Below are 23460 nucleotides of genomic sequence, written 5' to 3'. Positions count from 1 at the left end.
GGCTTTTAGAAAGAGTAAGAAATACCACCTATAACATTCAGGCCTTTGTTCGGATAATTTACAAATCGCTCATATTTCTTATTCAGAATATTGTTGAGCATTACAAAAGTTGAAAATTTATTTGTAAAACGGTAATCTGCCTTTAAATTAAAATCAACAATGTTGTTGGTTTGCTTTAGCACCTGGTTTAATTCGGTATTCCCTAAAGTAGGTCGGTTAATACGGCCGTACGAACTGCTAATATAGTAAAGTTCGCCGTTAAAGAAGAGCTTGTTGTAGATATTATAAGATCCAAAGAAGGTAGCCTGGGTAGCCGGCCGGTGAAAAGGCTTCTCTAAATCAGCGGTTTTATACTTGTTATATTCTGTCCGGACACCCAATCGCAATTTCTCAGCCTGTTTATAAACTAACTCACCAAAAAAATTTAAAACGTTGGTATTATCCGGATCATAAATTAAATCGAAACGGCTGGAATCTGACACGGCATTGTTAAAGAAATATAAATTGCGGTAGCTCAAATAAGAAACCCGGGCCGTAAAGCTCAAGTTTTTACTAACGTTACCGGTAATACCGCCATGTACATCCAACGCTTTGTTTACGTCTGCTATTTGCAGATTGCTATTTAAGAATGGGTTTTCCTGGGTAAGCTGATACAAAGAAGTACGTTGCAGATCGCCGGTTAACCCGCCAAATAATACCAGTTTATCGTCGGCTACTTCGTAGGCAATTTTAAGTACCGGATAAATATTCATTTTGCGCGCATCGTTTACTTCGTCGTTGGTATAGGCAATGTTTACCCCCAAACTATAATCAAAGCGTTCGCCGTCTACGTCGTAGGTTGGTTTTAATTTAAAAAATCCGCGGTTGGTTTTTACGGAGTCCTGGTACGATATGCCGGAAAATTCGGCGGCAACGTTAAACCGCGACATGGCAGAAATGGCATAGCCCGCGCCTAAATTGATGGCTACATTACTTTCCCTCGCCGCGAAATTATCCCGGAAAATAGAAACGCCGATACCCGCCTGGTACTGCAATGGGCTCTCGCTGTTTTTGTTATTTAAATACCCCTGAACAGCAACCCGGTTAAATAGTTGCTTGATAGAATCTTCTTTAATACCTTCTACCCGTGGCGAGTAACCGTAAAAATTATACCTGTCCCGACCGTAAGAAAACTTACCCCCAATGGTTAATGCATCGGCGTAAGATTCGCCGTTTAAATTAATGCTGGTATTACTTACCCCCGAATTTTCGACGGGACCTTTAGAAGAAGAAATATGCGAAATATCGGCGCCGTAAGAATATTGTTCGTCGCGGTTATTATGGAAATAGCCTTTCAGGTAAGGGGTACCGTAATTGCCGTAACCTAATTTTAAATAATTACCCGGAATAGGTAGCTGGTCTTCTTGCTTAATGGTTAAAACCCGCATGTTCAGGTTAATATCCTGTTGCGCCAGTTTATAGTCGGTAAACTTATAACTTAAAGGCTTAATCTTTTTTTCGGGAGGTGTAACTTTAAATTTTTCAAAATTACGGCTTGCCTCCGGCAATTCATTCACTCGGCTTTTTTCCACCACAATTTCGGCATCCTCCAGTTTACCCGTAGTTTTTTGGGCCCAAACTGTAGGGCTAGCCAATAATAAACCGACGGTTAAGGTTAAACCGGATATTCTAAATCTATTTTTCATTACTTAATGGAGTCGGTCAGAACGTTGTTAAGGTTAATTTTGGTAGTATCTACTTTAGGCTGGTTGGTACTGGTACTTGATCCGGGTTCCAGCGCGTTAAGTTTGGCTTTAGCTTCTTCTACTATTTCCTGATTTGGCGAATTTTCAATGACGGAGTTTAATGTAGCCTTCGCCTGGAACAGCTCGTTCGTAGCGGTATAGTTATCCGCAATCAAAATAAAAGCTTTGCCTAACCAATACTCGTAAACCGAGTAATTACTACTAATTTTAAACAAATCGTCTAACGACTCTTTGTATTTCTTTTGTTTATAATGGATTTCACCCACTAAATACTGGGCTTCGGCGCCATTGGCATCAGTGGCCGAACCTACCGTAGCCGAAAGTTCATTCAGGGCTTGCTCCAGATTGCCGGCGGCATAAGAAGCTTTGCCTTTATACAACAAGGCCGAGTTATAGGCGTTTAAAGAAGCATTGCCCTGGGCAATTAATTCATCTGCCATTTTGCTGGTGTTCGCGTAATCGTTGGTGAGGTAATAACTCCGCATTAAACCCATTAAGGCATTTGATTGATCTTTTTTACTGGTTGCTTTTTCGAGTAGCCGGTTGTAGTACGTAATGGCCTCGGGGTAATTTTTATTTTCAAATTCCAGCTCGGCAACTCGGTAGACTGCCCGGCTCACGTACTCCGATTTATTTTCCGAGACCACTTCTTTTAATCGGGTTAATGCGGCTTCGGTATCATTATTTTTTAAATAAGCATCCGCTAAAAAATACCGGGCATCCGGGGCGTAAGAACTGGTTTGGTACGAGGTTAAATAAGCTTCTAAGCGGGTAATCGCTTCATCGTATTTGCCACTTAGGTACAACGATTTAGCGGCTTCAAATTCTACTCCTTCTAAAGCCCCGCTTTGCGGATTCGCATTTTTAAATCTTGCTAAGTACGTGTCGAATTCGGCACTTTGGTTGGTAGCCGCTAACGATTCCTGTAAACTGTAAAGCGCGTTTTGCGCTATTTTAGACGAAGGATAACTGTTTAAAATGCGTTTAAAATCGGCCTGGGCTTCGGCTTGCTTGTTTAAGTTGGTATAAGCCACGCCTCGTTTGTGCAAAGCATTCGGTACAAGCCGGCTATCGGGCCGGGTATCGATTAAATTAGAAAAGCCTGCAATAGCCGGCGCGTAGTTGCCCGCTTCAAAATCAATAATGGCGCGTTGGTAAGCGGCCTCATCAGCATACTGCGACCGCGGGTAATTACCTACCAAGGTTCGTAAGCTTTCCATAGCCTGGTCGCGCTTGCCCTGGAGGCCGTAAATTACTCCTTTTTGAAAATAAGCAAAATCTGAATCAGCGGCTTTTTGGCTAATGGCTTGGTCGTATAAAGCTAAGGCCTGGCTGTAGTTTTTTTGAATGTAATAACAATCGGCCAGCCGGATGGTAGCATCATTTAAATTAAGATTATTGGTGCTAACGGCATTGTCGCTGATAAAAGCTTTGAAATGGGGTAAGGCTTTATCGTACTGCTGGGTATTGTAGTAGGCGTAACCAATGCCGTAACGGCTTTTAATGTAGTAATCGGTTTTAGATGCATTGGAAGTTTTAAAAACGGCACCATAACTCACAATAGCTTCGTTCCACTGTTGGGCAATGGATTGAGTTTCGCCTTTTAAAAAGAAACTGGCTGCCCGGATTTCGCTGTCGTACCGGTGCTCTAAAGATTTATTTAACATATTCAGCGCCTCTTGAAAGCGCCCATCGTTAAATAATTGCACTGCCTGAAAATATGTAACCCGCTGGTAAGTTTCGTTAATCCGGGCAGATCGTTCGCTTAATCCTTCAATGTGGCGCACCGCGTCGCCGTAATTGCTGGTGTTTAAATAAGATTCACTTAAAATATCGTCGGCCTCGCTGCTTAATTTAGATTGCGGAAATTTTTTCCGGAAATCGCCTAAAGCATTAATAGCCTCGTTAAAGTTACCGTTCTCGTAATTAATCTGGGCGTACTTTAAGGTGGCCGATTCCGTTACGGGTTTGTCAAAATCAACGCGGCGGGCCTGATCGAAGGCGGCTAAAGCAAATTGCTTATTCTCATCTTTTAAATAGCTTAAACCAAGATGATAAGCGGCATTTTGCCCCAGAATTTCTTTTTGCGAAGCTACTGGTTGCAAATACTGGATTGCGCCTTTATAGTTATTAGTTTTATAGTTGGCATACCCTAATTTATACGAGATGGTATAATCCAGCTTTTTTTTGCCTTTTGCGTAATCGTTGAAATAAGTTAAAGCCGTTTTGTAGTTCCCTTTTTTATAGTAGCCATCGCCTACTAAAATCCGGATTTCGTCGGCATTTTGGGGTTCTGGTTGTTGTTTGAGTACGCGTTCGCCGTAAGTAATTACCTCGTCGGTGTTGCCTTCTTTGTAGTAAATCTCGGTGAGCATGTAAGGCACAATCTGCTTGTAAGCATCGTTTTGTTCGGCTATCTGCAAATCGTTTTTAGCGTTGGCATAATCGGCATTCCGGTAAGCCAGGTAGCCCGCGTAATAATTAGATGCGTATACGTAATTGTGGTCGCCGGTTTTGTTGCGGTCGAAAAGAACTTTGGCTTTATCGAACTGCTTTTGGGCAAAGTAAGAATAGGCCAGCTTAAACTCTGCTTCTTTTATTTGTTTTTCATCGAGCCGAGCCATAGGCGCCTTCTCCAGGTACTCAATCGATTTTTCGTATTCTTTTTTATTAAAGTAAAATTTACCTAACTCCAGGTAAGCAATGGAAGCTTTAGGGTGCGCCGGATAATTTGCTGCAAAATCCAGAATTAATTTTTCGGCATTGGCGTGCAGCAAATATAATCCGCTCAAGGCGTAATAATATTGCGCATCAATGGTTTTGGTGTTATCGCCAATCAGGCTCACGTATTGCGAAAAAGCTTGTTGAGCAGCACCGTATTTTTCCCGTTCAAAGAGTTCTAAACCTTCGTGATAATAACGATCCGGGTTGGTAAACACCTGCGTATGTTGCGCTTCGGCCAAATGGCCGGCACTCATAAGAGCAGAAGTTAACAGAAGGGTGTGCAGTTTTTTCATGAAATTAAGTTCCGGCAAGGCCGGTATAACAAATTTTAAAAGTTAAAAATAATAAAAACAGCCGAAGCCCAGCAGCTTTATTTTTGTTTTAATAAAGCATCGTATTCTAAAAAGGGTAAGAAGTTGGAAGAATAACGCTTTGTTGCACCTAAAATTTTGGTAAATATTAAAAAAATTAGATACAGTTTACATGGCCGCAACTTGCTCCGGAATTGGATGTAAAATTTTAAAAATTAACTCTTGCATAATTTCCCCATCGGTCATGTTACCTCCTTCTATTCCTTTACTTTGCAAATCGGCTACCCTAATAAAATGAATGATTTGGGCGGTACGGTAATAGTTGAAATGGCGCAAGGCTGTTACATATTCTTTAACCAAAAAACTCCGGTTGCCTAAACTTTTACTAATGGCCGCTTCCGATTTATCTGGCGAGGCATGCAGGCACAATAATTTGGTAAAAAAAGAAAACAGTAAAGTTAAGTTTGGAATAATGGGATTGTTCTTGGGGTTGGCCTCAAAGTATTGAATAATCCGGTTGGCCTTTAGAACATCGTTTTGAATCAGGGCCGTCTGTAATTCAAAAATATTATATTCTTTGCTGATGCCCACGTTTTCCTGCACCATCCGCTCATCAATGGTTTGGTCAGGCTTTAAATTTAAAGTAAGCTTATCAATTTCGTTGGCTAAGCGAGATATATCGGCTCCAATGTATTCGCTTAAAAGCATGGTAGCTTTCGGACTGATTTGTAAACCTTTGGATTTAACGTAACCGTTAATCCATCCGGGTACTTGGTTTTCGTACAACTTTTTGGTAGTTAATAAAACCGCGTGCTTGTTTACCGTTTTGGCCAGAGATTTACGACCGTCCAGTACTTTAAGCTTGTAGCAAAAAACCAAAATGGTAGAAGGTAAAGGATTTTGCAGGTAAGCCTCTAATTGCTTTATGCCCGATTCCCGGTCAATATCCGCAGTCATCTGGGCTTCTTTCACAATTACTACCGACCGTTCCGACATCATGGGATATCTTTTAGCCTGGAGCAATATCGTGCTGATATCAACATCTTTGCCGTACAGCACTACCTGGTTAAAACCTTTTTCACTTTCCGATAAAACATTCTTTTCGATGTAATCCGAGATTAAATCAATAAAGTATGGTTCTTCGCCCTGCAAAAAATAAACGGGCGCGTATTGCTTATTTCTCAGCTTTTGTAAAATTTCTTCGGCTGTCATAGAACAAAAATATACCAATGGCTAACAAGGAACAAGGAACATCTGATATCTTTGCGGCTGAATAAAAAATTTAAAAATAAATATTTGTTAAGTACTTCTTAAAGTGAGCAAGTACTTACATCTGTTTTCTAATTAGTTTACTGCATGAATCTGGTTGAAGAATTAAAATGGCGTGGCATGCTCCACGATGCCATGCCGGGCACCGAAGAACAACTTACCAAAGAAATGACCACCGGCTACGTGGGCTTTGACCCTACGGCTGCTTCGTTGCACATTGGCAATTTAGCCACCATTATGCTGCTGGTGCATTTGCAACGCTGCGGCCACAAACCTATTGCCTTAGTTGGGGGAGCTACCGGTATGATTGGAGACCCTTCGGGTAAGTCGGCGGAGCGGAATTTGTTATCCGAAGAAGCCCTCCGCACAAACCAAGCGGGTATCCGGAAGCAACTGGAAAAATTTTTAAATTTTGATTGCGGTGCCAACTCCGCCGAGATGGTTAACAATTACGATTGGTTTAAGGAATTTAGTTTTCTGGGATTTTTACGGGAAGTAGGCAAGCATCTTACCGTAAATTACATGATGAAAAAAGAATCGGTGCAAAAGCGCCTGCAGGTAGATGAAGAAGGCGAAGGCCGGGCCGAAGGCTTATCTTTTACCGAGTTTTCTTACCAATTACTGCAAGGCTACGATTACTACTACTTATATAAAAATAAAAACGTGCGCCTGCAAATGGGCGGCTCCGACCAATGGGGTAATATAACTACGGGTACCGAATTAATCCGTAGAATTGACAGCGGCAAAGCGTTTGCTTTAACTACTCCTTTAGTTACTAAATCCGATGGTTCTAAATTTGGTAAATCGGAAAGCGGCAATGTGTGGCTCGACCCTAATTTAACTTCGCCGTACAAATTTTATCAGTTTTGGCTTAATGTGTCGGATGAAGAAGCCAGTCGGTTAATTAAAGTGTTTACCTTACTTTCCCGGACTGAAATTGAAAGTTTAACCACCGAGCACCAGGCTGCACCGCACTTACGGATCCTGCAAAAAGCTTTGGCGAAAGAAGTAACCACCCGGGTGCACTCCGAAGAAGATTATCTGGCTGCTTTGCAAGCTTCCGAAGTTTTATTTGGCAAAGGGGATATTAGTACCCTAAGAGCATTGCCCGAAGATTTATTATTGGCTGTATTTGAAGGTGTGCCTTTAATTAAAATTTCAAAAACTGCTTACCAGGAAGCTGGCAACATTGTAGAATTCTTAGCCGACACCACTCAATTTCAGATTTTTGAATCGCGTGGCGAAGCCAAGCGCATGTTGCAGAACGGCGGCATCAGCATAAACCGGGAAAAAGTAGCGGATAACCTGACGGATTTAAATTTTGAATTGCTGCAAAACAAATACCTGGTTATTCAAAAGGGTAAGAAAAACTATTATTTAGTAGCAGTGGAGTAACAGGTTACAAGTTGCAGGTTAGAGGTTAAATAAGATTTTTAAATTTTTAAATTTTATATTAATTAAAACTTGCAACCTGTAACCTGCAACCTATAAGTATATAAAAACAAAAAAAGTGGTCCGTTCCGGGCCACTTTTTTTGTTGGTTGGTGTGAAAGTTCCTTGTTTACTTCTTAGCCTTAGGTGCACTTTTTTTAGCACCAGCTTTCTCTTCCGATCCACCAGCCGCATTGTTTTTCATGTCCTGTACTTCTTTTCTTAAATCCTGAGCCAGGTTTTTCAGATCCTGCATTCCTTTTCTTACCCGGGTACCGGCAGCTGAATTTCCTTTTTCATAGAACTTTTCAAAATCACTTTCCAGAGACATTACTAAGTCTTTAACACTGCTAAACTTGTTCATTAGAGTTTTATTAGTTGTGGAACATAAATATTTAATCGCCCTAATATACACAATAATCAATACCAAGCAAAGAAAAGGCTTTTTTTATCGCTATTTATACGGAATTTTATGCTGTAATTGCTGATTTTGCATACAACCCCTTGTCTAATTTCGCCGAAATTTGTTCAAAAGCCTCAATTGTTTCTTTTACATCTTCTAAGGTATGAGCTGCAGTAGGTATTAGGCGCAACATTATTACGTCTTTTGGTACTACAGGATACACTACAATAGAACAAAATATACTATAATTTTCGCGCAAATCTAAGGTAAGCTGCGTGGCATCGGGTATTTGTCCTTTAAGTATAACCGGAGTTACACAAGATTGAGTGGTACCCAGGTTAAAGCCTTTTTCCCGTAAACCGTTTTGTAAAGCGTTGGTAATCTCCCACAGCTTATCCTTAAATTCCGGATGGTTACGCATAAGCTCTAATCTTTTAAGCGCCCCAACTACTAAAGGCATTGGCAACGATTTGGCGAAAACTTGCGAACGCATATTATAGCGTAGGTACTCAATTACCTGCTCCGGACCAGCCACAAACGCGCCAATGCTCGCCATAGATTTAGCGAAAGTAGAAAAGTAAACATCAATGCCGTCTTGCATGCCAAAATGCTCCCCGGTACCGGCTCCGGTCTTACCCTGTGTTCCGAAACCGTGCGCATCATCAATAAACAACCGGAAATTATATTTTTCTTTTAAAGCCACAATAGCGGGCAGGTTGCCTAAATTACCCGACATGCCAAATACGCCTTCGGTAATTACTAAAATGGCTCCCCCGGTTTCGGCTACCAGCCGGGTAGCGCGTTGTAGCTGCTTTTCTAAATTTACCATGTTATTGTGGGCGTACACAAAGCGTTTGCCCTGGTGCAACCGTACCCCATCAATAATACACGCGTGCGATTCGGCATCGTACACAATTACGTCGTGCCGGTCTACTAAAGCATCAATAATCGATACCACTCCCTGGTAGCCAAAGTTGAGTAATAAGGCATCCGGCTTCATTACAAATTCGGCCAGTTCAGCTTCGAGTTGTTCGTGTAAATTTGAATTACCAGACATAATCCGGGCCCCCATGGGATAAGCCATACCCCATTCGGTAGCGGCCATGGCATCTGCTTTGCGCACTTCCGGATGATTGGCTAAGCCTAAATAATTATTTAAACTCCAGGTAAGTACCGGTTTACCCCGAAACATCATACGAGGGGCAATTTCACCTTCGAGTTTCGGAAATGTAAAGTAACCGTGTGCATAATGCGAATGGCTGCCCAAAGGACCTCGGTTAGCTAACAGTTTTTCAAATAAATCCACTATGTATCCTATTAAATGATGGAAAAATAAATTTTTTAAAATTAAGACCGGCCAAAAGCCGCTCAATTTCACCGGCAAAGTTAAAATTTAATTGTTTCAGAAACAATCTAAAACCCTGCAGGAAATATTAACTCTAGTAAATCTATAGACTTTAATTCGGATTTGACTTATTAAAGTTGCAGTGTACATTGCAAAATGAAAAAAATTAAAAAAATCTTGGTAGCCAACCGCGGTGAGATTGCCTTACGGGTAATGCGCTCGGCCCGCGAAATGGGATTAAAAACCGTGGCAGTTTACAGCGAAGCCGATCGTACGGCTTTACATGTGCAATACGCCGATGAGGCAGTCTGCATTGGTGGCCCCAAATCCAGCGACTCTTATTTGCGCGGCGACAAGATTATTGCGGTTTGCCAGGCATTACAGGTCGATGCGGTGCATCCAGGATACGGTTTTTTATCAGAAAATGCCAGCTTTGCCCAGGCTGTTCAAGAGGCCGGGCTTATCTTTATCGGGCCAGATCCGGCGGCTATTGAATTAATGGGAAGCAAGTTAGCGGCCAAAGCGGCTGTGGCGCACTATAACATACCCATGGTGCCCGGCACCGAAGAAGCCATTTCCAGCCTTGCCGAAGCTAAAGAAATTGCGCAAAAAGTAGGTTTCCCCATATTAATTAAAGCCAGTGCGGGTGGTGGCGGTAAAGGCATGCGGGTAGTAGATGATCTGGACAGTTTAGAAGAACAAATGAACCTGGCCGTAAGCGAAGCTACTTCGGCCTTTGGCGATGGATCCGTTTTTATAGAAAAAAACATTGGTTCGCCCCGCCACATCGAAATTCAAATTTTAGGCGATACCCACGGCAACATCGTGCATTTATTTGAACGGGAATGTTCGATTCAGCGCCGGCACCAGAAAGTAATAGAAGAGGCGCCATCCAGTATTTTAAGCCCAGCTTTACGCGCCGATATGGGGCAATGTGCCGTTAATGTAGGAAAAGCCTGTAACTATATCGGGGCCGGAACCGTGGAATTTTTGTTGGACGAAAATCAAAACTTCTACTTCCTGGAAATGAACACGCGTTTGCAAGTAGAACATCCGGTAACCGAACAAATTACCGGTTTAGATTTAGTAAAAGAACAAATTAAAATTGCCGAAGGCCAGCCTTTATCTTTTACCCAGCAAGATTTAAAAATTAACGGCCATGCCCTGGAGTTGCGCGTGTACGCCGAAGATCCACAAAACAACTTTTTACCCGACATAGGGCAATTAGCTACATACCAGCGGCCTCAAGGTTTAGGCGTACGCGTAGATGATGGTTTTGCGCAAGGAATGGACATTCCGATATATTATGACCCCATGATCGCCAAGTTGGTTTCTTTTGGGGCTAACCGGCAAGAAGCCATTGCTAAAATGATCCGGGCGATTGACGAGTACCAGATTACCGGTGTGGAGAACACCTTGGCTTTTGGCAAGTACGTGTTGCAGCATCCCGCTTTTGTATCCGGAAATTTTGATACTAAGTTTATTCAAAAATACTTCGACCCGGCTAACCTCAATGCACCAGCGGACGATGCTGAAACCCAAATAGCGGCTGTTTTAGCCGCCTGGTTGTACGAAAACGAAAAGCCTAACGCCCATACTAATCAAAGTCCGGTTTTAGCACCTACGTCTAACTGGAAAAAAAATCGGCTTAGATAAATTTTTAAAATTTTACTTAAGCCGATACCAGATGATTTATGTAGCTGCTGGCAGGTACGTCTGTTTTACCCTAAGGAAAGCGCTGGGTTTAAGCTGTTATGTAGTTGAATTAAATTATATCGAACAAACTACGAACCCCGATGTGGCGTTCTTTAGTAAAGCCTTCCCCGAAGGTGGTACCAATCATATGACCCATATCGCGGCTGCGCGCTTCAATAAAATTTAAAAAATTGGGTTGCGAGATATACGTATTGGGTTCGGTGTTGTTCGGGTCAAAAAACTGGGACTTAAATGCTCTAATTGCCTGCAATTTTATATCCCAAAAAGGCGTAATATCCATCACAAAATCCGGTTGAATAAAACGGTCCTGAATGTAATGGTATACAGCCTTGGGGCGCCAGGCCTCCTGCATTTGCCCATCCGGACCAGTGGTTTTGATTTGCTTTAAACCAGCCAGAAAACACGCCTCAGAAACCACGATGCTGCCACGGCCATGATCAGGGTGGCGGTCAGTAATCGCATTAGCAATTACAATTTCCGGTTGATATTGCCGTAATGCTTTTACTACTTCTAACTGATGTTCCCGGTCATTTTTAAAAAATCCATCCGCAAATCCTAAATTTTTCCGTACATCTAAACCCATGATGGCAGTAGCAGCTTTTGCTTCAGCTTCCCGGATTTCCGGAGTTCCCCGGGTACCAAGTTCCCCTTTTGTTAAATCAATAATCCCTACCTTTTTACCGGCTCTAACATGTGCTATTAAGGTACCAGCACAGGATAATTCAATATCATCCGGATGCGAAGAAAATGCCAGAATATCTAGTTTTATCATTTTACTTTATTTTACGCGTAACCTGCGACCAGCACGAATGGTACTGCGGGCAGAAATATGATTTAAACGGGTAAGTTGGGAAACGGATACACCATACTTGCGAGCAATACTTCCCAGCACTTCTCCCCTACGTACGGTATGGTATACGGCGCGCCGGGCTTTGTATTTTTTAACCGAATTATAATAGTTAAACAACGCCGCTGTAACTACAAAATCGTTTTGCAGTAAACGGTATTCCGGAAAATCGTATAAACGTTCCGGATCGATGGGGTTACCCTGGTAGCGCACCTCAAAATGCAAATGCGGGCCAGTACTACGACCCGTACTGCCACCTTTACCCAATAACTGTCCGGCTTTAACAAACTGCCCTACTTTAACCAGGGTTTTACTCATGTGCCCGTATAAGGTTTCCAGACCGTTGTAATGTCTTACCACCACGTAATTACCGTATCCGCCACCATCCCAGGCTGCAATCCGGATAACACCATCAAAGGCGGCTAATACCGAATCGCCGGTATCTAAATCTAAATCGGTGCCATAGTGCCAACGATATCCCCTAAAGCCAAAATCCGAAGTTATGGGAGTTGTCTCTAAGGGCATTTTACTAAATCGTTTGCGGGCTTCATCTACTAACTGCAACGGAACCGGCTCTTTTATCTGGCGGCCATCCATGCGGTACGGGTTAATGTTACGCGTATCCCAGATAGAATAATAACCAGCAATTTTAATCCAGGACGAGTCAATTAATACTTCCTCCGAAATTTCGACAATACTCTGTTCCCCTAAATCTAAACTCGTGGTGTCTTCGCTTACAATGGAGAGTTTTTTGGCTGGGTTAAATATAGATTTATTAGCCTCTGATTTATCATCATGAAACTCCTCGTACTCAATTAAGGTCGTGGTATCGGGCTTAACGTATTGTATTTTTGGAGTTTGAAGTTTAAAAAAGTCGTTTGATTTTTTAGGCTGCTTCTGCTGGGCCCAGCCGCTACTGGCGCTGAGCAGGAATAATATGGTTAGATAAAAGGTATATACGTTTTTTTTAAATAACATTCGTGCTTAAAATTTAGCAATAAAGTTGGGATAGATGAACTACCCTTCATTTAACCCCATTTATGCTACTTTTATTGTTAAATTAAGATTTAGCTCCTTATGTGTTTACCTAAGGTAAATCAGCTAAATTTTTAAATTTTTTAAATTCTAAATCCGTAATTAAAGAATTACCAAGGCGCAAATTTTATCTGTTTCCTGGTGGCATAAGAGGTCAACGTAAAATTAATTAATGCAACTCATTGGCCACTAAATAGCGCTCAGCATCCAAGGCTGCCATACAACCCGAACCCGCGGCCGTTACCGCTTGCCGGTATACATAATCCTGCACATCGCCGCAGGCAAATACCCCATCTACGTTTGTTTGCGAAGTGCCCGGAATAGTTTTTAAATACCCGTTGGCATCGTGATTTATGTATTTTTTAAAAATTTCGGAATTAGGCTGGTGCCCAATGGCAACAAAAAAACCTTTTACATCCAGTATCCGGGTTTCGCCGGTAAGCGCATTTTTAATCCGGGCTCCTTCTACCGTATGCTCACCCAAAATTTCTTCGGTAACGGAGTTATAAATAATCTCAATATTAGGCGTTTTTTTTACGCGCTGCTGCATAATCAGCGAAGCCCGCATTTCACCTTTGCGCACAATCATGTAAACTTTAGAGCACAAATTGGCTAGGTAGGTAGCTTCTTCGCAAGCCGTATCTCCTGCACCCACTATGGCTACATCTTGGCCGCGGTAAAAGAAACCATCGCAAACGGCGCAGGCCGATACACCACTCCCGTTTAAGCGGGCTTCTGATTCAATGCCGAGCCATTTAGCGGAAGCCCCGGTAGCCAAAATCACCGCGTTGGCTTGTATGGTTTTCGAGTCATCAATAACAACTTTGTGGGGCTGTCCGGAAAAATCTACTTCGGTGGCAATACCGTACCGGATATCGGTGCCAAATCTTTCGGCCTGGGCCCGGAAATCTTCCATCATTTGCGGACCATTAATACCCTGCGGGTAGCCGGGGTAATTTTCTACATCATTCGTAATTGTAAGTTGGCCGCCTGGTTGCAAGCCTTGGTACATTACCGGATTTAAACCAGCGCGGGCTGCGTAAATAGCAGCTGTGTAACCGGCTGGTCCGGAACCTATTATCAATAATTTTACTTTTTCTACTTCCATTTATATCGGAAAAATTTAAATGCGGGGCAAAACTACAAAATATTAGCAATAGAACCAGTATGGTAATTAACTTAGGTTCTGGGTTGCTTTTCCAGTATAAAACAAAAAAAGCCTTAACATGTTAGCTAAGGCTTTTAATCTAATTTTAAAATTTATTAACCTAAGTAAGGTTTTAAGGCTTTGCTGCGGGAGGTATGACGTAGCCGGCGAATGGCTTTTTCTTTAATTTGCCGCACCCGCTCGCGAGTTAAATTAAATTTTTCACCAATTTCTTCCAGTGTTAAAGAATGCTCTCCATTTAAGCCAAAGTATAACGTAATCACATCGGCTTCGCGTTTGGTTAAGGTCGAAAGTGCCCGTTGCACTTCTTTCCGCAACGAATCGTTCATTAAACCAGTATCCGGCGATTCTTCATCTTCATTTTCCAGCACATCCAATAACCGGTTTTCTTCGCCTTGCACAAACGGGGCATCTACCGATACATGGCGACCAGAGATTTTAAGCGTATCTACTACTTCCGATGTAGTTAATTCCAGCACTTCGGCAATTTCTTCCGGCGATGGTTCCCGTTCAAATTTTTGCTCCAGTTCCGAAAAAGATTTTGAAATTTTGTTTAAAGAACCAACCCGGTTTAAAGGCAAACGAACAATGCGCGATTGCTCCGCTAAAGCTTGTAAAATAGATTGACGAATCCACCAAACGGCATAAGAAATAAATTTAAAACCCCGTGTTTCGTCGAAACGTTTCGCGGCTTTAATTAAACCTAAATTACCTTCGTTAATTAAATCGCCTAAAGAAAGACCTTGATTTTGATATTGTTTGGCAACAGATACCACAAAGCGTAAATTAGCTTTGGTTAATTTTTCTAAGGCAAACTGGTCGCCTTCTTTTATTCTTTGAGCTAACGTAACCTCTTCATCAGGAGTAAGCAAATCAACTTTACCAATTTCTTGTAAGTATTTATCCAGCGACTGGCTTTCGCGGTTAGTGATTTGTTTACTTATTTTAAGTTGTCTCATTAGAGTATGTCGTAAATTATATTATATTTTATTATGATTGCGATTCCTGAAAAGTTAATATTAATGCGTATAAATCTAATTACTGGTAAGCTCCCAAAAAGCGCTCCAGAATTGTTTACTCATTCTTACTAACTTTAAAGTATTTGTTTTACGGAGCTACCTACCTCCATTTGAATTAGAAAGCGGTGGCCCCTCATAGGAAACCACCGCTGTACTAAAATAAGTTCGATAAGCTAAGAATTTGTTTGTGCTTGTTCGCCAGCCTTAGGTAATAATACTTTCCGGGATAATTTAAACTTACCGGTTTTTTTATCAATATCAACCAGTTTAACTTTTATTTCCTCGCCAATCTCTAACACATTATCCATTGATTCTAAGCGTTCCCACTTTACTTCAGAAATGTGTAACAACCCGTCTTTGCCCGGCATAAATTCAACAAAAGCGCCGTAGGGCTGAATCGATTTAACTTTACCGAAATAAACTTCGCCAATTTCAGGTACTGATACAATGGCTTTTACTTTACCAACTGCCTGGTCCATGGCTGCCTGGTCGCTGGCAAATATATTTACGTGGCCTTTGTCGTTTTTCTCTTCAATAACAATAGTAGCGCCGGTATCTTTTTGAATTTGCTGCACTACTTTACCACCTGGCCCAATAATGGCCCCGATAAATTCTTTATCGATAACAATATTGTAAGAACGTGGGGTATGTGGTTTAAAATCAGCGTTAGGAGCTGCAATGGTTTTACCCATTTCGCCCAGAATATGTAAACGGCCGGCTTTGGCTTGGGCTAAAGCTTGTCCTAATACTTCAAAGGATAAACCTTGCACTTTAATATCCATTTGGCAAGCCGTAATACCATCTTTAGTACCAGCTACTTTAAAGTCCATATCGCCTAAATGGTCTTCATCTCCTAAAATATCAGATAAAACGGCAAATTTACCGCTTTCTTTATCCGTGATTAAGCCCATGGCAATACCAGAAACGCCGCCTTTCACTTTTACGCCGGCATCCATTAACGCTAAAGAACCAGCACAAACGGTAGCCATCGACGAAGAGCCATTAGACTCTAAAATATCCGAAACAATCCGGATAGTATAAGGATTTTCTGATTCTAGTGGCAATACTTTACGCAAGGCGCGCATAGCTAAGTTGCCATGTCCTACCTCGCGGCGGCCTGGCCCCCGGTTGGGTTTTACTTCGCCGGTAGAAAAAGCAGGGAAATTATAATGCAGAATAAATTTATTGTAGCCGCTAAACATGGCACTGTCAATCATCTGTTCATCTAACTTAGTTCCCAGGGTAACAGTGGTTAAAGATTGCGTTTCGCCGCGAGTGAAAATAGCAGAACCATGCGTAGAAGGCAAATAGTTAATTTCCGACCAAATCGGACGAATTTCATCTAATTTCCGGCCATCTAAACGTACCCGCTCATCTAATACTACATTCCGAACTGCTTCTTTTTCAATGTCATGGTAGTAGGTTTTAATTAAACCTAAGTCTAGTTCATGATCTTCGGGTAAAGCTGCAATGTATTCGTCAATAATAGCCCGGAAGGCAACTTTGCGCTCGGCTTTTACATTATTGCCGGACTTTGCTACAGCATATACTTTATCGTAGAGTTCAGCGCGCAAGCGTTCTTTTAACTCTAAATCGTGCGTTTCGTGCGAGTATTCACGTTTTTGTAATTTGCCTACCTGCTGAGCCAACTCAACCTGAGCCTGGCATTGCAGTTTGATGGCTTCATGAGCTACCCGAATGGCTTCCAGCATTTCCTCTTCCGAAACTTCGTTCATCTCGCCTTCCACCATGGCCACGCTATCCGCAGAACCGCCCACCATAATGTCGATATCGGCACGTTGCAAGTCAGAGCCTAAAGGGTTAATAACAAATTGACCATCTATCCGGGCTACCCGCACTTCAGAGATAGGTCCATTAAAAGGGATATCCGATACTGCCAGAGCAGCGGAGGCAGCTAAGCCAGCCAGGGCATCCGGTAAAATATCCGTATCCGCTGAAATCAAGCTAATTAAAATCTGAGTTTCTGCGTGATAATCCTCTGGGAACATAGGCCGCAAAACGCGGTCAACCAAACGACTAATTAAAATCTCGTAATCCGATAAACGGGCTTCCCGTTTCAAGAAACCGCCCGGAATTTTACCGGAAGAGGCAAACTTTTCCTGGTAATCTACGGAAAGTGGTAAAAAGTCGGTTCCTTCCCGGGCTTCTTTCGCAGATACCACAGTAGCTAATAACATGGTATTACCCATTTTAACAACTACAGCCCCATCTGCTTGCTTGGCCAGTCTACCGGTTTCAATGGTAATTTCCCGACCATCAGCTAAGGTAATTGTTTTATATATAGCGTTATAAGACATATATTTTTATAGACATAAAAGGGCTGCTAGCCCTTTTAAATAAATTTAAAAAAATTAAAAAATAGCGGGCATGTAAAAAAGATTAGGGAATCCGTAAAATGAATTCCCTAATCTTTTTATTTTCTGATACCTAACTCGCTGATAATAGCCCGATATCTTTCAATTTCGGTGTTTGAAAGGTAGTTAAGCAATCTTCTTCTTTTTCCTACCAGTTTCAAAAGACCTAAACGGGTAGAGAAATCTTTTTTATTTTCTTTCAAATGCTCAGTCAGGTGGTTAATCCGGTGAGTAAAAAGAGCGATTTGAGATTCAGCAGAACCAGTATCGGTTTTAGATTTTTGTAAGCTGTTTTTTTCAAAAATTTCTTGTTTCGCTTCGGTTGTTAATTTCATCGGGTATTTATTACTTATTATCTTTTCTTTGTTGTTTCTATTAGGCGGCAAAGGTAAGAATTTTTTTAGTATTTTTAAAATTTTCTTACTTTATTATTGCTCTATATTATAATTTATTTCGCTTTAAAAGCAAAGTAATGCGGCGCCAAAAATCAATTTCCAATAAACTCGAGTCGTTACGCGCCTGGTAAAGAAAAAATAAGCCGATGGGCAATAAAATTAAATTGGCTGCCCACATACCAGCGCCCACTACTACGATGCCTTCCCGGCCCCATTTTTCTCCCAAAATGGTAAGCACGTAAAATATTATAAAAAATAAAATAGAAATAAGCACCGGCATACCTAAACCTCCTTTTTTAATAATAGCTCCCAAGGGGGCTCCTATCAAAAACATAATTACACAAGCGGCCGACTGGGTAAACTTTCGAAAAATCTCGATTTGGTAGTTATTACTTTCCCGGTAAGTGCCTTTCATTTTTTCGGTATACGCAGTAGTAAAGCTTTTAATATTACGGGCTTTATTGGCAGCCAAAGCTACAATATTGGCATTGGGTTCCGAAATAGTTTTTTTGGAAACAGCCGTAATTTTGGGAGTTTCCATTCTTTTTGCCGAATCGGCTTTAAAGTAGGTGTAATAAGGCACCAGATTAGGTGTAATTAGCCTGCGTTCCTGCCCCAGTTGGTTTTTTAAAGAATCGGTAACATGGTGCAGTTCATCTATATTTAACATCATCCGACTGCCTTTAAAAAGATCTTCCCGAGTTCGGTCCAGGTTAAAGGATGATAAGTTAAATAGCATTTTTTGCGAGGTGAATTTTTGCCGCACAAATCCGGCCTGGCCGTTCGAGTTGGAATTTGAAGCTTCTTCGGCGTAAATTTTACCGTTAAATAAATCAAAGGCTAAATATTGGTCATTAAACTTGGTATACATCCGCCCAGAATCAGCAATAATAACCGTGGTGTTGCCCCGACCGCTCGTATGATCATAAATCATCACTCCTTTTAAGATGTCGCCGTCATCGCCTAATTTTTCAGTTACTTTAATGCTGTAACCGGGTATACCGTTGTAAAAAATATTTTCCCGGATATCTAGAGAAGGTTTTTTTTGCCGGATATCCCAAAGTAAGCTGTAAGCTTTTAAATTAGCTTTAGGCACTACTTTGTTGTTAAAATAAAAAGCTCCGATACTCAGGAATATCGCAAATATAAATACAGGTCGCAGAATACGTAAGAGAGAAATGCCGGAAGTTTTAATGGCAGTTAGTTCGTTGTGCTCACCTAAGTTCCCGTACGTCATCAGCGATGATATAAGCACCGCTAAAGGCAGCGCTACCGGCGCCATGTTTAAACTAAAATACATTAAAAGCTGGGCAATTACCAGAAAGCCTAAGTCTTTACCTACTAAATCATCGAGGTATTTAAGCATGTATTGCGTGAGCAGAATAAATTCGACTACCGCAAATGTTAACAAGAAAGGACCAATAAAAGAGCGTAATATAAGTTTATCTAACTTTTTCATTTCTTTTTAACCACAATTATCCTGTTACGAAAAGGAATATCGTAGCGCCACAAAATCATTTTACATGAATGGATAAACTAAGGTACAACAAAAATAATGCAAACCTGCGCGTAATATTTAGCCGCCAATAATATCGCGCAATCCTTGAATTAAACCATACCACATTTCGTCTAGTTCTTCTTTATCTGTTTCTTCGGAATAATCTATTACGCGTAAGTATTGCTCCTGGGTTAATTCACTGGTTTCAATGCAAAAATCCATGTAGTTCGGATCGGGTTCGTGTAACATCTGGTCGTTTAAAAAAACAAATCGCACAGATTTATTGGTGCGATGGCTATTCATTTCGGCATAATGATTCTGATTATCCCAGATGAAATTAAAAACTTTGTCTTCATTTAACCGGACGTCGTGGCAAAACCATTGCGCCAGGCCAGATGCTGTACTCAGATACGGATAAATCATCCGGGCTGAAGCATTTATTGGGAATTCACTCGTAAATTTAAATTTACTCATACTCAGTTAACTAGTAGTAATGTTATAAAACATTAATTAAATCAAATTATTTTATTTTACAAAAGCTTGCTTATATAATAATGTTTTTTCTACATTTGCACCTCGAATTAGATGGCGGGGTAGCTCAGTTGGTTAGAGCACAGGATTCATAACCCTGAGGTCAGGGGTTCAACTCCCCTCCCCGCTACTACAGCCCCTTTACTGCACGTAGAGGGGCTTTTTTATTTTTTAGCATCCGCCAATACCCAACTCTTATCCTCCAATTTTAATTTTTAAATTTCTTAATCTAAGCTTCCAGGCGAGCAAACTTTATAATAATGCTAGATTATAGCTAAAAAGCTCTTAAATAGAAATTATTTTTATCCGAAGTAAAATAAAAATTAAAAAAAAAGCTTAACCATATGGTTAAGCTTCTCTTTAAATATTTTAAAAAATATTATTTAACTTTTTCTACGATGCCTTTAAAAGCATCCGGATGGTTCATGGCTAAATCGGCTAATACCTTACGGTTTAAGTTAATGTTAGCTTTTTTAAGACCGCCCATAAATTGAGAGTAAGATAAACCATATTCCCGAACCCCCGCGTTAATCCGCTGAATCCATAAGCTCCGGAAATCTCTTTTCTTAGCTTTTCTATCGCGGTAAGCGTATAATAAACCTTTTTCTACGGCATTTTTAGCAACGGTCCAAACGTTTTTACGACGTCCAAAATAACCTTTAGCTAATTTCATGATCCGCTTTCTTTTTTGTCGGGCGGCTACGACATTTACTGATCTTGGCATTTCTGTACTTTTTTGGAGAGTGGTGATTTTTTAAATTCTTGGATACCAAACCCCGGGTGAAAAATAATTTAAAATTTCAGAAAATTATTCAACCAATCTAAACTGGCAGACAATTTTTCTTAAAGGTTAAGCATGGCTTTAACACGGCCCATGTCGGCATCACTTACCAAACCAACATGTGTTAAGCTTCTCTTTTGCTTGGTGGTTTTCTTAGTTAAGATATGGCTTTTGAAGGCGTGTTTGCGCTTTATTTTGCCAGTACCGGTAAGAGAAAACCTCTTTTTTGCACCAGATTTAGTTTTTACTTTAGGCATTTTATTTATTTGATTGATGAAATTCTATTTTTTTGGTTTTGGCGCTAAAAATAAGAACATTCGTTTACCTTCTAATTTAGGCATCTGTTCTACTTTTGCTACCTCCTCCAAGGCTTGGGCAAACTTTAGTAAAAGTAATTCACCCCGTTCTTTAAACACAATGGTCCGGCCAACGAAATGAACGTATGCTTTTACTTTAGCCCCACTTTCTAAAAAGGCTTTAGCGTGTTTTACTTTAAATTCAAAGTCATGGTCATCGGTATTAGGACCAAAACGAATTTCTTTCTGAACAACTTTCTGCGTTTTAGCTTTTAGCTCACGCTGTTTTTTCTTGATGTCGTACTTAAACTTAGAATAATCTACAATACGACAAACCGGTGGTTCAGCTTTTGGCGAAATTTCTACTAAATCCAGGTTTTGCTCACGGGCAATCGCCTGGGCTTCAGAAAGGGAATACACACCTGGCTGGACATTTTCACCAACCAGCCGTACTTCCCGGGCCAGAATTCGGTTATTTATCTTATATGGCTCCTCGACTACCTGTCTGGGTGCGGGGCGTTTGTTTGTAGGATTAATATGTTTACTCGTTTAAGTTTAACATTTTACAATTAAGGTGCAAATATCGCACAAAAGAATATATTTTAAAAATAATTTCTATTTTTTACTTAGAATATCTTCCAGCATAGACTTAAAATTACTGATAAATAAGTCTACGGTTAAGTTACCCATGTCGCCGATACCGTGTTTCCGGACGGCAATAATGTTATTCTCCTGTTCTTTTTCCCCCACAATAATCATGTAAGGTATTTTTTGTACTTCCGCATCCCGTATTTTACGGCCGATTTTCTCGTCGCGGGTATCAATATGGCCGCGAATATCTTCCTGCAACAAACGATCATATACCTGTTGCGCGTAATCGTGGTATTTTTCCGAAATAGGAAGAATCGCAAATTGCTCCGGACTTAACCACAACGGGAAATTACCTGCACAATGTTCAATTAGCACGGCCACAAAGCGTTCCATCGATCCAAACGGTGCCCGATGAATCATAACGGGGCGTTGTTTGGTATTATCCGAGGCAGTGTATTCTAATTGAAAACGCTCGGGTAAATTATAATCTACCTGAATGGTACCTAATTGCCATTTGCGGCCTAAAGCATCTTTCACCATAAAGTCCAGCTTAGGACCGTAAAAAGCAGCTTCGCCGTATTCGGTTACGGTGGGTAGTCCTTTTTCCTGTGCAGCTTCAATAATGGCGCTTTCTGCTTTTTCCCAAACTTCATCGCTACCAATGTATTTGCTCCGGTTTACCTGGTCGCGTAAAGAAATTTGAGCGGTATAATCTGCAAAACCAAGCGCATTAAAAACATAAAGAACTAAATCGATAACTTTGATAAATTCTTGTTTTACCTGATCTGGCCGGCAGAAAATGTGCGCATCATCTTGAGTAAAGCCTCTTACGCGCGTTAATCCGTGTAATTCGCCACTTTGCTCATACCGGTAAACGGTACCAAATTCGGCTAATCGTAAAGGCAAATCCCGGTAAGATCTAGGTTTTACTTTGTATATCTCGCAATGATGCGGGCAGTTCATGGGTTTAAGTAAGAATTCTTCTCCTTCGTTGGGAGTATGAATGGGTTGGAAAGAATCTTTACCGTACTTTTCGTAATGACCAGAAGTTACGTATAACTCCTTGCTACCAATGTGAGGAGTAACTACTTGTTGGTAACCGGCTTTTACCTGGGCGCGACGCATAAAATTTTCGAGCCGCTCCCGTAAAGCAGTACCTTTGGGTAACCACAACGGCAAGCCCATGCCTACTTTTTCAGAGAAAGCGAACAATTCTAATTCTTTACCCAACTTGCGGTGATCGCGGCGTTTTGCTTCTTCTAAACGTTCTAAATACTCGGTTAAATCTTTTTGCTTTGGAAAAGTAATGGCATAAACCCGGGTAAGCTGTTTGCTCTTTTCGTCGCCGCGCCAATACGCGCCGGCCACATTCATTAGTTTTGCCGCTTTTATAAAGCCAGTATTAGGTATGTGCGGCCCACGGCATAAATCGGTGAAGTTGCCTTGGGTATAAAAAGTAATGGTACCATCCTGCAAATCTTGCAGCAGGTCTAATTTATATTTATCTCCTTTTTCGGTGAAGTAAGCAATTGCATCGGCTTTCGAAATTTCTTTCCGGAGGTATGGACTTTTTGCCCGGGCCAGCTCCAGCATCTTTTGCTCAATGGCCTGAAAATCATCTTGCGAAAGTTGCCGGTCGCCTAAATCAATATCGTAGTAAAAACCATTTTCAATGGCGGGCCCAATACCAAATTGTACACCGGGGTATAAAGCTTCTAAAGCTTCTGCCAGTAAGTGAGCAGAAGAGTGCCAATACGTTGCTTTACCTTCTGGGTCGTTCCAGGTTAATAATTGTAGCGTAGCATCTTGCGTAATGGGTCGGTTAGCTTCTACTACTTCGCCATTAACTTTTGCCGCTAATACGTTGCGGGCTAAACCCTCACTTATGCCACTGGCAATTTCGTAACCGGTTACACCGGCCTCGTATTCTTTTATGGAACCGTCTGGTAAGGTAATATGAATCATTCTGTTTAACTCCAA

18 protein-coding genes, 1 tRNA gene and 1 pseudogene are annotated in these 23460 nt (G+C 41.2%); 3 read left to right on the top strand and 17 right to left on the bottom strand.

Annotated features, from left to right (window positions below; translation table 11 throughout):
* Positions 1-5: 5 nt before the first annotated feature.
* The 3 genes from HUW51_RS20920 to holA form a co-directional block, all read right to left on the bottom strand.
* A complete protein-coding gene (locus tag HUW51_RS20920; protein WP_185271549.1) occupies positions 6-1685 on the bottom strand; it encodes a TonB-dependent receptor in 1680 nt (559 codons plus the stop codon).
* Positions 1685-4762 carry a tetratricopeptide repeat protein gene (locus HUW51_RS20915; RefSeq protein ID WP_185271548.1) on the bottom strand — a complete coding sequence of 1026 codons (3078 nt, stop codon included), beginning with the start codon at positions 4760-4762 and terminating at the stop codon, positions 1685-1687. Before HUW51_RS20915 ends, HUW51_RS20920 begins: the two co-directional genes overlap by 1 nt.
* 186 nt (positions 4763-4948) lie before the next feature.
* The gene (gene holA, locus HUW51_RS20910) at positions 4949-5992 is read right to left on the bottom strand and encodes a DNA polymerase III subunit delta (protein WP_185271547.1); all 1044 of its coding nucleotides are present in this window, start codon (positions 5990-5992) and stop codon (positions 4949-4951) included.
* 144 nt (positions 5993-6136) lie between these two features.
* Between holA and tyrS the strand changes: the two genes are divergently transcribed.
* On the top strand, positions 6137-7444 hold the full coding sequence (tyrS, locus tag HUW51_RS20905) for a tyrosine--tRNA ligase (RefSeq protein WP_185271546.1): 1308 nt from the start codon (positions 6137-6139) through the stop codon (positions 7442-7444).
* Positions 7445-7676: 232 nt separating this feature from the next.
* Here the strand turns inward: tyrS and HUW51_RS20900 are convergent.
* Positions 7677-7844 (bottom strand): annotated as a pseudogene (locus HUW51_RS20900) (histone H1); the annotation flags it as partial.
* A 106-nt stretch (positions 7845-7950) separates the two neighbouring features.
* Positions 7951-9189: an aminotransferase class I/II-fold pyridoxal phosphate-dependent enzyme gene (locus tag HUW51_RS20895; protein ID WP_185271544.1), complete on the bottom strand. Its 1239-nt coding sequence runs from the start codon at positions 9187-9189 to the stop codon at positions 7951-7953.
* Positions 9190-9384: 195 nt separating this feature from the next.
* Here HUW51_RS20895 and HUW51_RS20890 point away from each other — a divergent pair, with 195 nt between their 5' ends.
* A complete protein-coding gene (locus tag HUW51_RS20890; protein WP_185271543.1) occupies positions 9385-10884 on the top strand; it encodes an acetyl-CoA carboxylase biotin carboxylase subunit in 1500 nt (499 codons plus the stop codon).
* 109 nt (positions 10885-10993) lie between these two features.
* Here HUW51_RS20890 and bshB1 read toward each other — a convergent pair whose 3' ends face one another.
* The 8 genes from bshB1 to HUW51_RS20850 form a co-directional block, all read right to left on the bottom strand.
* Positions 10994-11713, bottom strand: a complete 720-nt coding sequence (gene bshB1 / locus HUW51_RS20885) for a bacillithiol biosynthesis deacetylase BshB1 (RefSeq protein ID WP_185274619.1) — start codon at positions 11711-11713, stop codon at positions 10994-10996.
* A 9-nt stretch (positions 11714-11722) separates the two neighbouring features.
* Positions 11723-12769: a peptidoglycan DD-metalloendopeptidase family protein gene (locus HUW51_RS24885; RefSeq protein WP_185271542.1), complete on the bottom strand. Its 1047-nt coding sequence runs from the start codon at positions 12767-12769 to the stop codon at positions 11723-11725.
* Positions 12770-12995: 226 nt separating this feature from the next.
* Positions 12996-13934: a thioredoxin-disulfide reductase gene (gene trxB, locus HUW51_RS20875; RefSeq protein WP_185271541.1), complete on the bottom strand. Its 939-nt coding sequence runs from the start codon at positions 13932-13934 to the stop codon at positions 12996-12998.
* A gap of 155 nt (positions 13935-14089) precedes the next feature.
* Positions 14090-14953 carry a sigma-70 family RNA polymerase sigma factor gene (locus HUW51_RS20870; protein WP_026464485.1) on the bottom strand — a complete coding sequence of 288 codons (864 nt, stop codon included), beginning with the start codon at positions 14951-14953 and terminating at the stop codon, positions 14090-14092.
* 233 nt (positions 14954-15186) lie between these two features.
* Positions 15187-17331, bottom strand: coding sequence for a polyribonucleotide nucleotidyltransferase (gene pnp, locus HUW51_RS20865; RefSeq protein ID WP_185271540.1), 2145 nt, complete (start codon positions 17329-17331; stop codon positions 15187-15189).
* A gap of 116 nt (positions 17332-17447) precedes the next feature.
* Positions 17448-17723 (bottom strand): 30S ribosomal protein S15, encoded by a 276-nt coding sequence (gene rpsO / locus HUW51_RS20860; RefSeq protein ID WP_185271539.1) that lies wholly within the window; start codon positions 17721-17723, stop codon positions 17448-17450.
* Between the two features lie 106 nt (positions 17724-17829).
* Entirely contained in the window at positions 17830-19242 is a 1413-nt protein-coding gene (locus HUW51_RS20855; RefSeq protein WP_185271538.1) for an LptF/LptG family permease, read from the bottom strand.
* A gap of 117 nt (positions 19243-19359) precedes the next feature.
* The gene (locus HUW51_RS20850) at positions 19360-19755 is read right to left on the bottom strand and encodes an START-like domain-containing protein (RefSeq protein ID WP_185271537.1); all 396 of its coding nucleotides are present in this window, start codon (positions 19753-19755) and stop codon (positions 19360-19362) included.
* A gap of 113 nt (positions 19756-19868) precedes the next feature.
* On the opposite strand from HUW51_RS20850, the gene HUW51_RS20845 reads away from it, so the two are divergent.
* Positions 19869-19942: transfer RNA gene (locus tag HUW51_RS20845), tRNA-Met, on the top strand.
* 249 nt (positions 19943-20191) lie between these two features.
* On the opposite strand, the gene rplT is transcribed toward HUW51_RS20845, so the two are convergent.
* From rplT to thrS, 4 genes are all read right to left on the bottom strand, one after another.
* Complete coding sequence (gene rplT / locus HUW51_RS20840) at positions 20192-20536, bottom strand: 50S ribosomal protein L20 (protein WP_185271536.1); 345 nt, start codon at positions 20534-20536, stop codon at positions 20192-20194.
* 119 nt (positions 20537-20655) lie between these two features.
* Entirely contained in the window at positions 20656-20850 is a 195-nt protein-coding gene (gene rpmI / locus HUW51_RS20835; RefSeq protein WP_185271535.1) for a 50S ribosomal protein L35, read from the bottom strand.
* A gap of 24 nt (positions 20851-20874) precedes the next feature.
* Entirely contained in the window at positions 20875-21426 is a 552-nt protein-coding gene (infC, locus tag HUW51_RS20830; protein ID WP_185274618.1) for a translation initiation factor IF-3, read from the bottom strand.
* Positions 21427-21504: 78 nt separating this feature from the next.
* Positions 21505-23445: a threonine--tRNA ligase gene (gene thrS, locus HUW51_RS20825; protein ID WP_185271534.1), complete on the bottom strand. Its 1941-nt coding sequence runs from the start codon at positions 23443-23445 to the stop codon at positions 21505-21507.
* Positions 23446-23460: the final 15 nt, after the last annotated feature.

It is taken from the genome of Adhaeribacter swui (assembly GCF_014217805.1).
Lineage (GTDB): Bacteria > Bacteroidota > Bacteroidia > Cytophagales > Hymenobacteraceae > Adhaeribacter > Adhaeribacter swui.
Note: the sequence above shows the minus strand (reverse complement) of the source record. Positions and strands in the feature narration are given on the sequence as shown.

What these genes read in the sequence shown, in the direction of transcription:
- trxB (WP_185271541.1), bottom strand. Translation starts at nt 13,934, where the DNA reads ATGGAAGTAGAAAAAGTAAAATTATTGATAATAGGTTCCGGACCAGCC.
- HUW51_RS20920 (WP_185271549.1), bottom strand. Translation starts at nt 1,685, where the DNA reads ATGAAAAATAGATTTAGAATATCCGGTTTAACCTTAACCGTCGGTTTA.
- HUW51_RS20850 (WP_185271537.1), bottom strand. Translation starts at nt 19,755, where the DNA reads ATGAGTAAATTTAAATTTACGAGTGAATTCCCAATAAATGCTTCAGCC.
- rplT (WP_185271536.1), bottom strand. Translation starts at nt 20,536, where the DNA reads ATGCCAAGATCAGTAAATGTCGTAGCCGCCCGACAAAAAAGAAAGCGG.
- thrS (WP_185271534.1), bottom strand. Translation starts at nt 23,445, where the DNA reads ATGATTCATATTACCTTACCAGACGGTTCCATAAAAGAATACGAGGCC.
- tyrS (WP_185271546.1), top strand. Translation starts at nt 6,137, where the DNA reads ATGAATCTGGTTGAAGAATTAAAATGGCGTGGCATGCTCCACGATGCC.
- rpmI (WP_185271535.1), bottom strand. Translation starts at nt 20,850, where the DNA reads ATGCCTAAAGTAAAAACTAAATCTGGTGCAAAAAAGAGGTTTTCTCTT.
- HUW51_RS24885 (WP_185271542.1), bottom strand. Translation starts at nt 12,769, where the DNA reads ATGTTATTTAAAAAAAACGTATATACCTTTTATCTAACCATATTATTC.
- HUW51_RS20915 (WP_185271548.1), bottom strand. Translation starts at nt 4,762, where the DNA reads ATGAAAAAACTGCACACCCTTCTGTTAACTTCTGCTCTTATGAGTGCC.
- HUW51_RS20855 (WP_185271538.1), bottom strand. Translation starts at nt 19,242, where the DNA reads ATGAAAAAGTTAGATAAACTTATATTACGCTCTTTTATTGGTCCTTTC.
- rpsO (WP_185271539.1), bottom strand. Translation starts at nt 17,723, where the DNA reads ATGAAATTAACAACCGAAGCGAAACAAGAAATTTTTGAAAAAAACAGC.
- HUW51_RS20890 (WP_185271543.1), top strand. Translation starts at nt 9,385, where the DNA reads ATGAAAAAAATTAAAAAAATCTTGGTAGCCAACCGCGGTGAGATTGCC.
- holA (WP_185271547.1), bottom strand. Translation starts at nt 5,992, where the DNA reads ATGACAGCCGAAGAAATTTTACAAAAGCTGAGAAATAAGCAATACGCG.
- pnp (WP_185271540.1), bottom strand. Translation starts at nt 17,331, where the DNA reads ATGTCTTATAACGCTATATATAAAACAATTACCTTAGCTGATGGTCGG.
- HUW51_RS20870 (WP_026464485.1), bottom strand. Translation starts at nt 14,953, where the DNA reads ATGAGACAACTTAAAATAAGTAAACAAATCACTAACCGCGAAAGCCAG.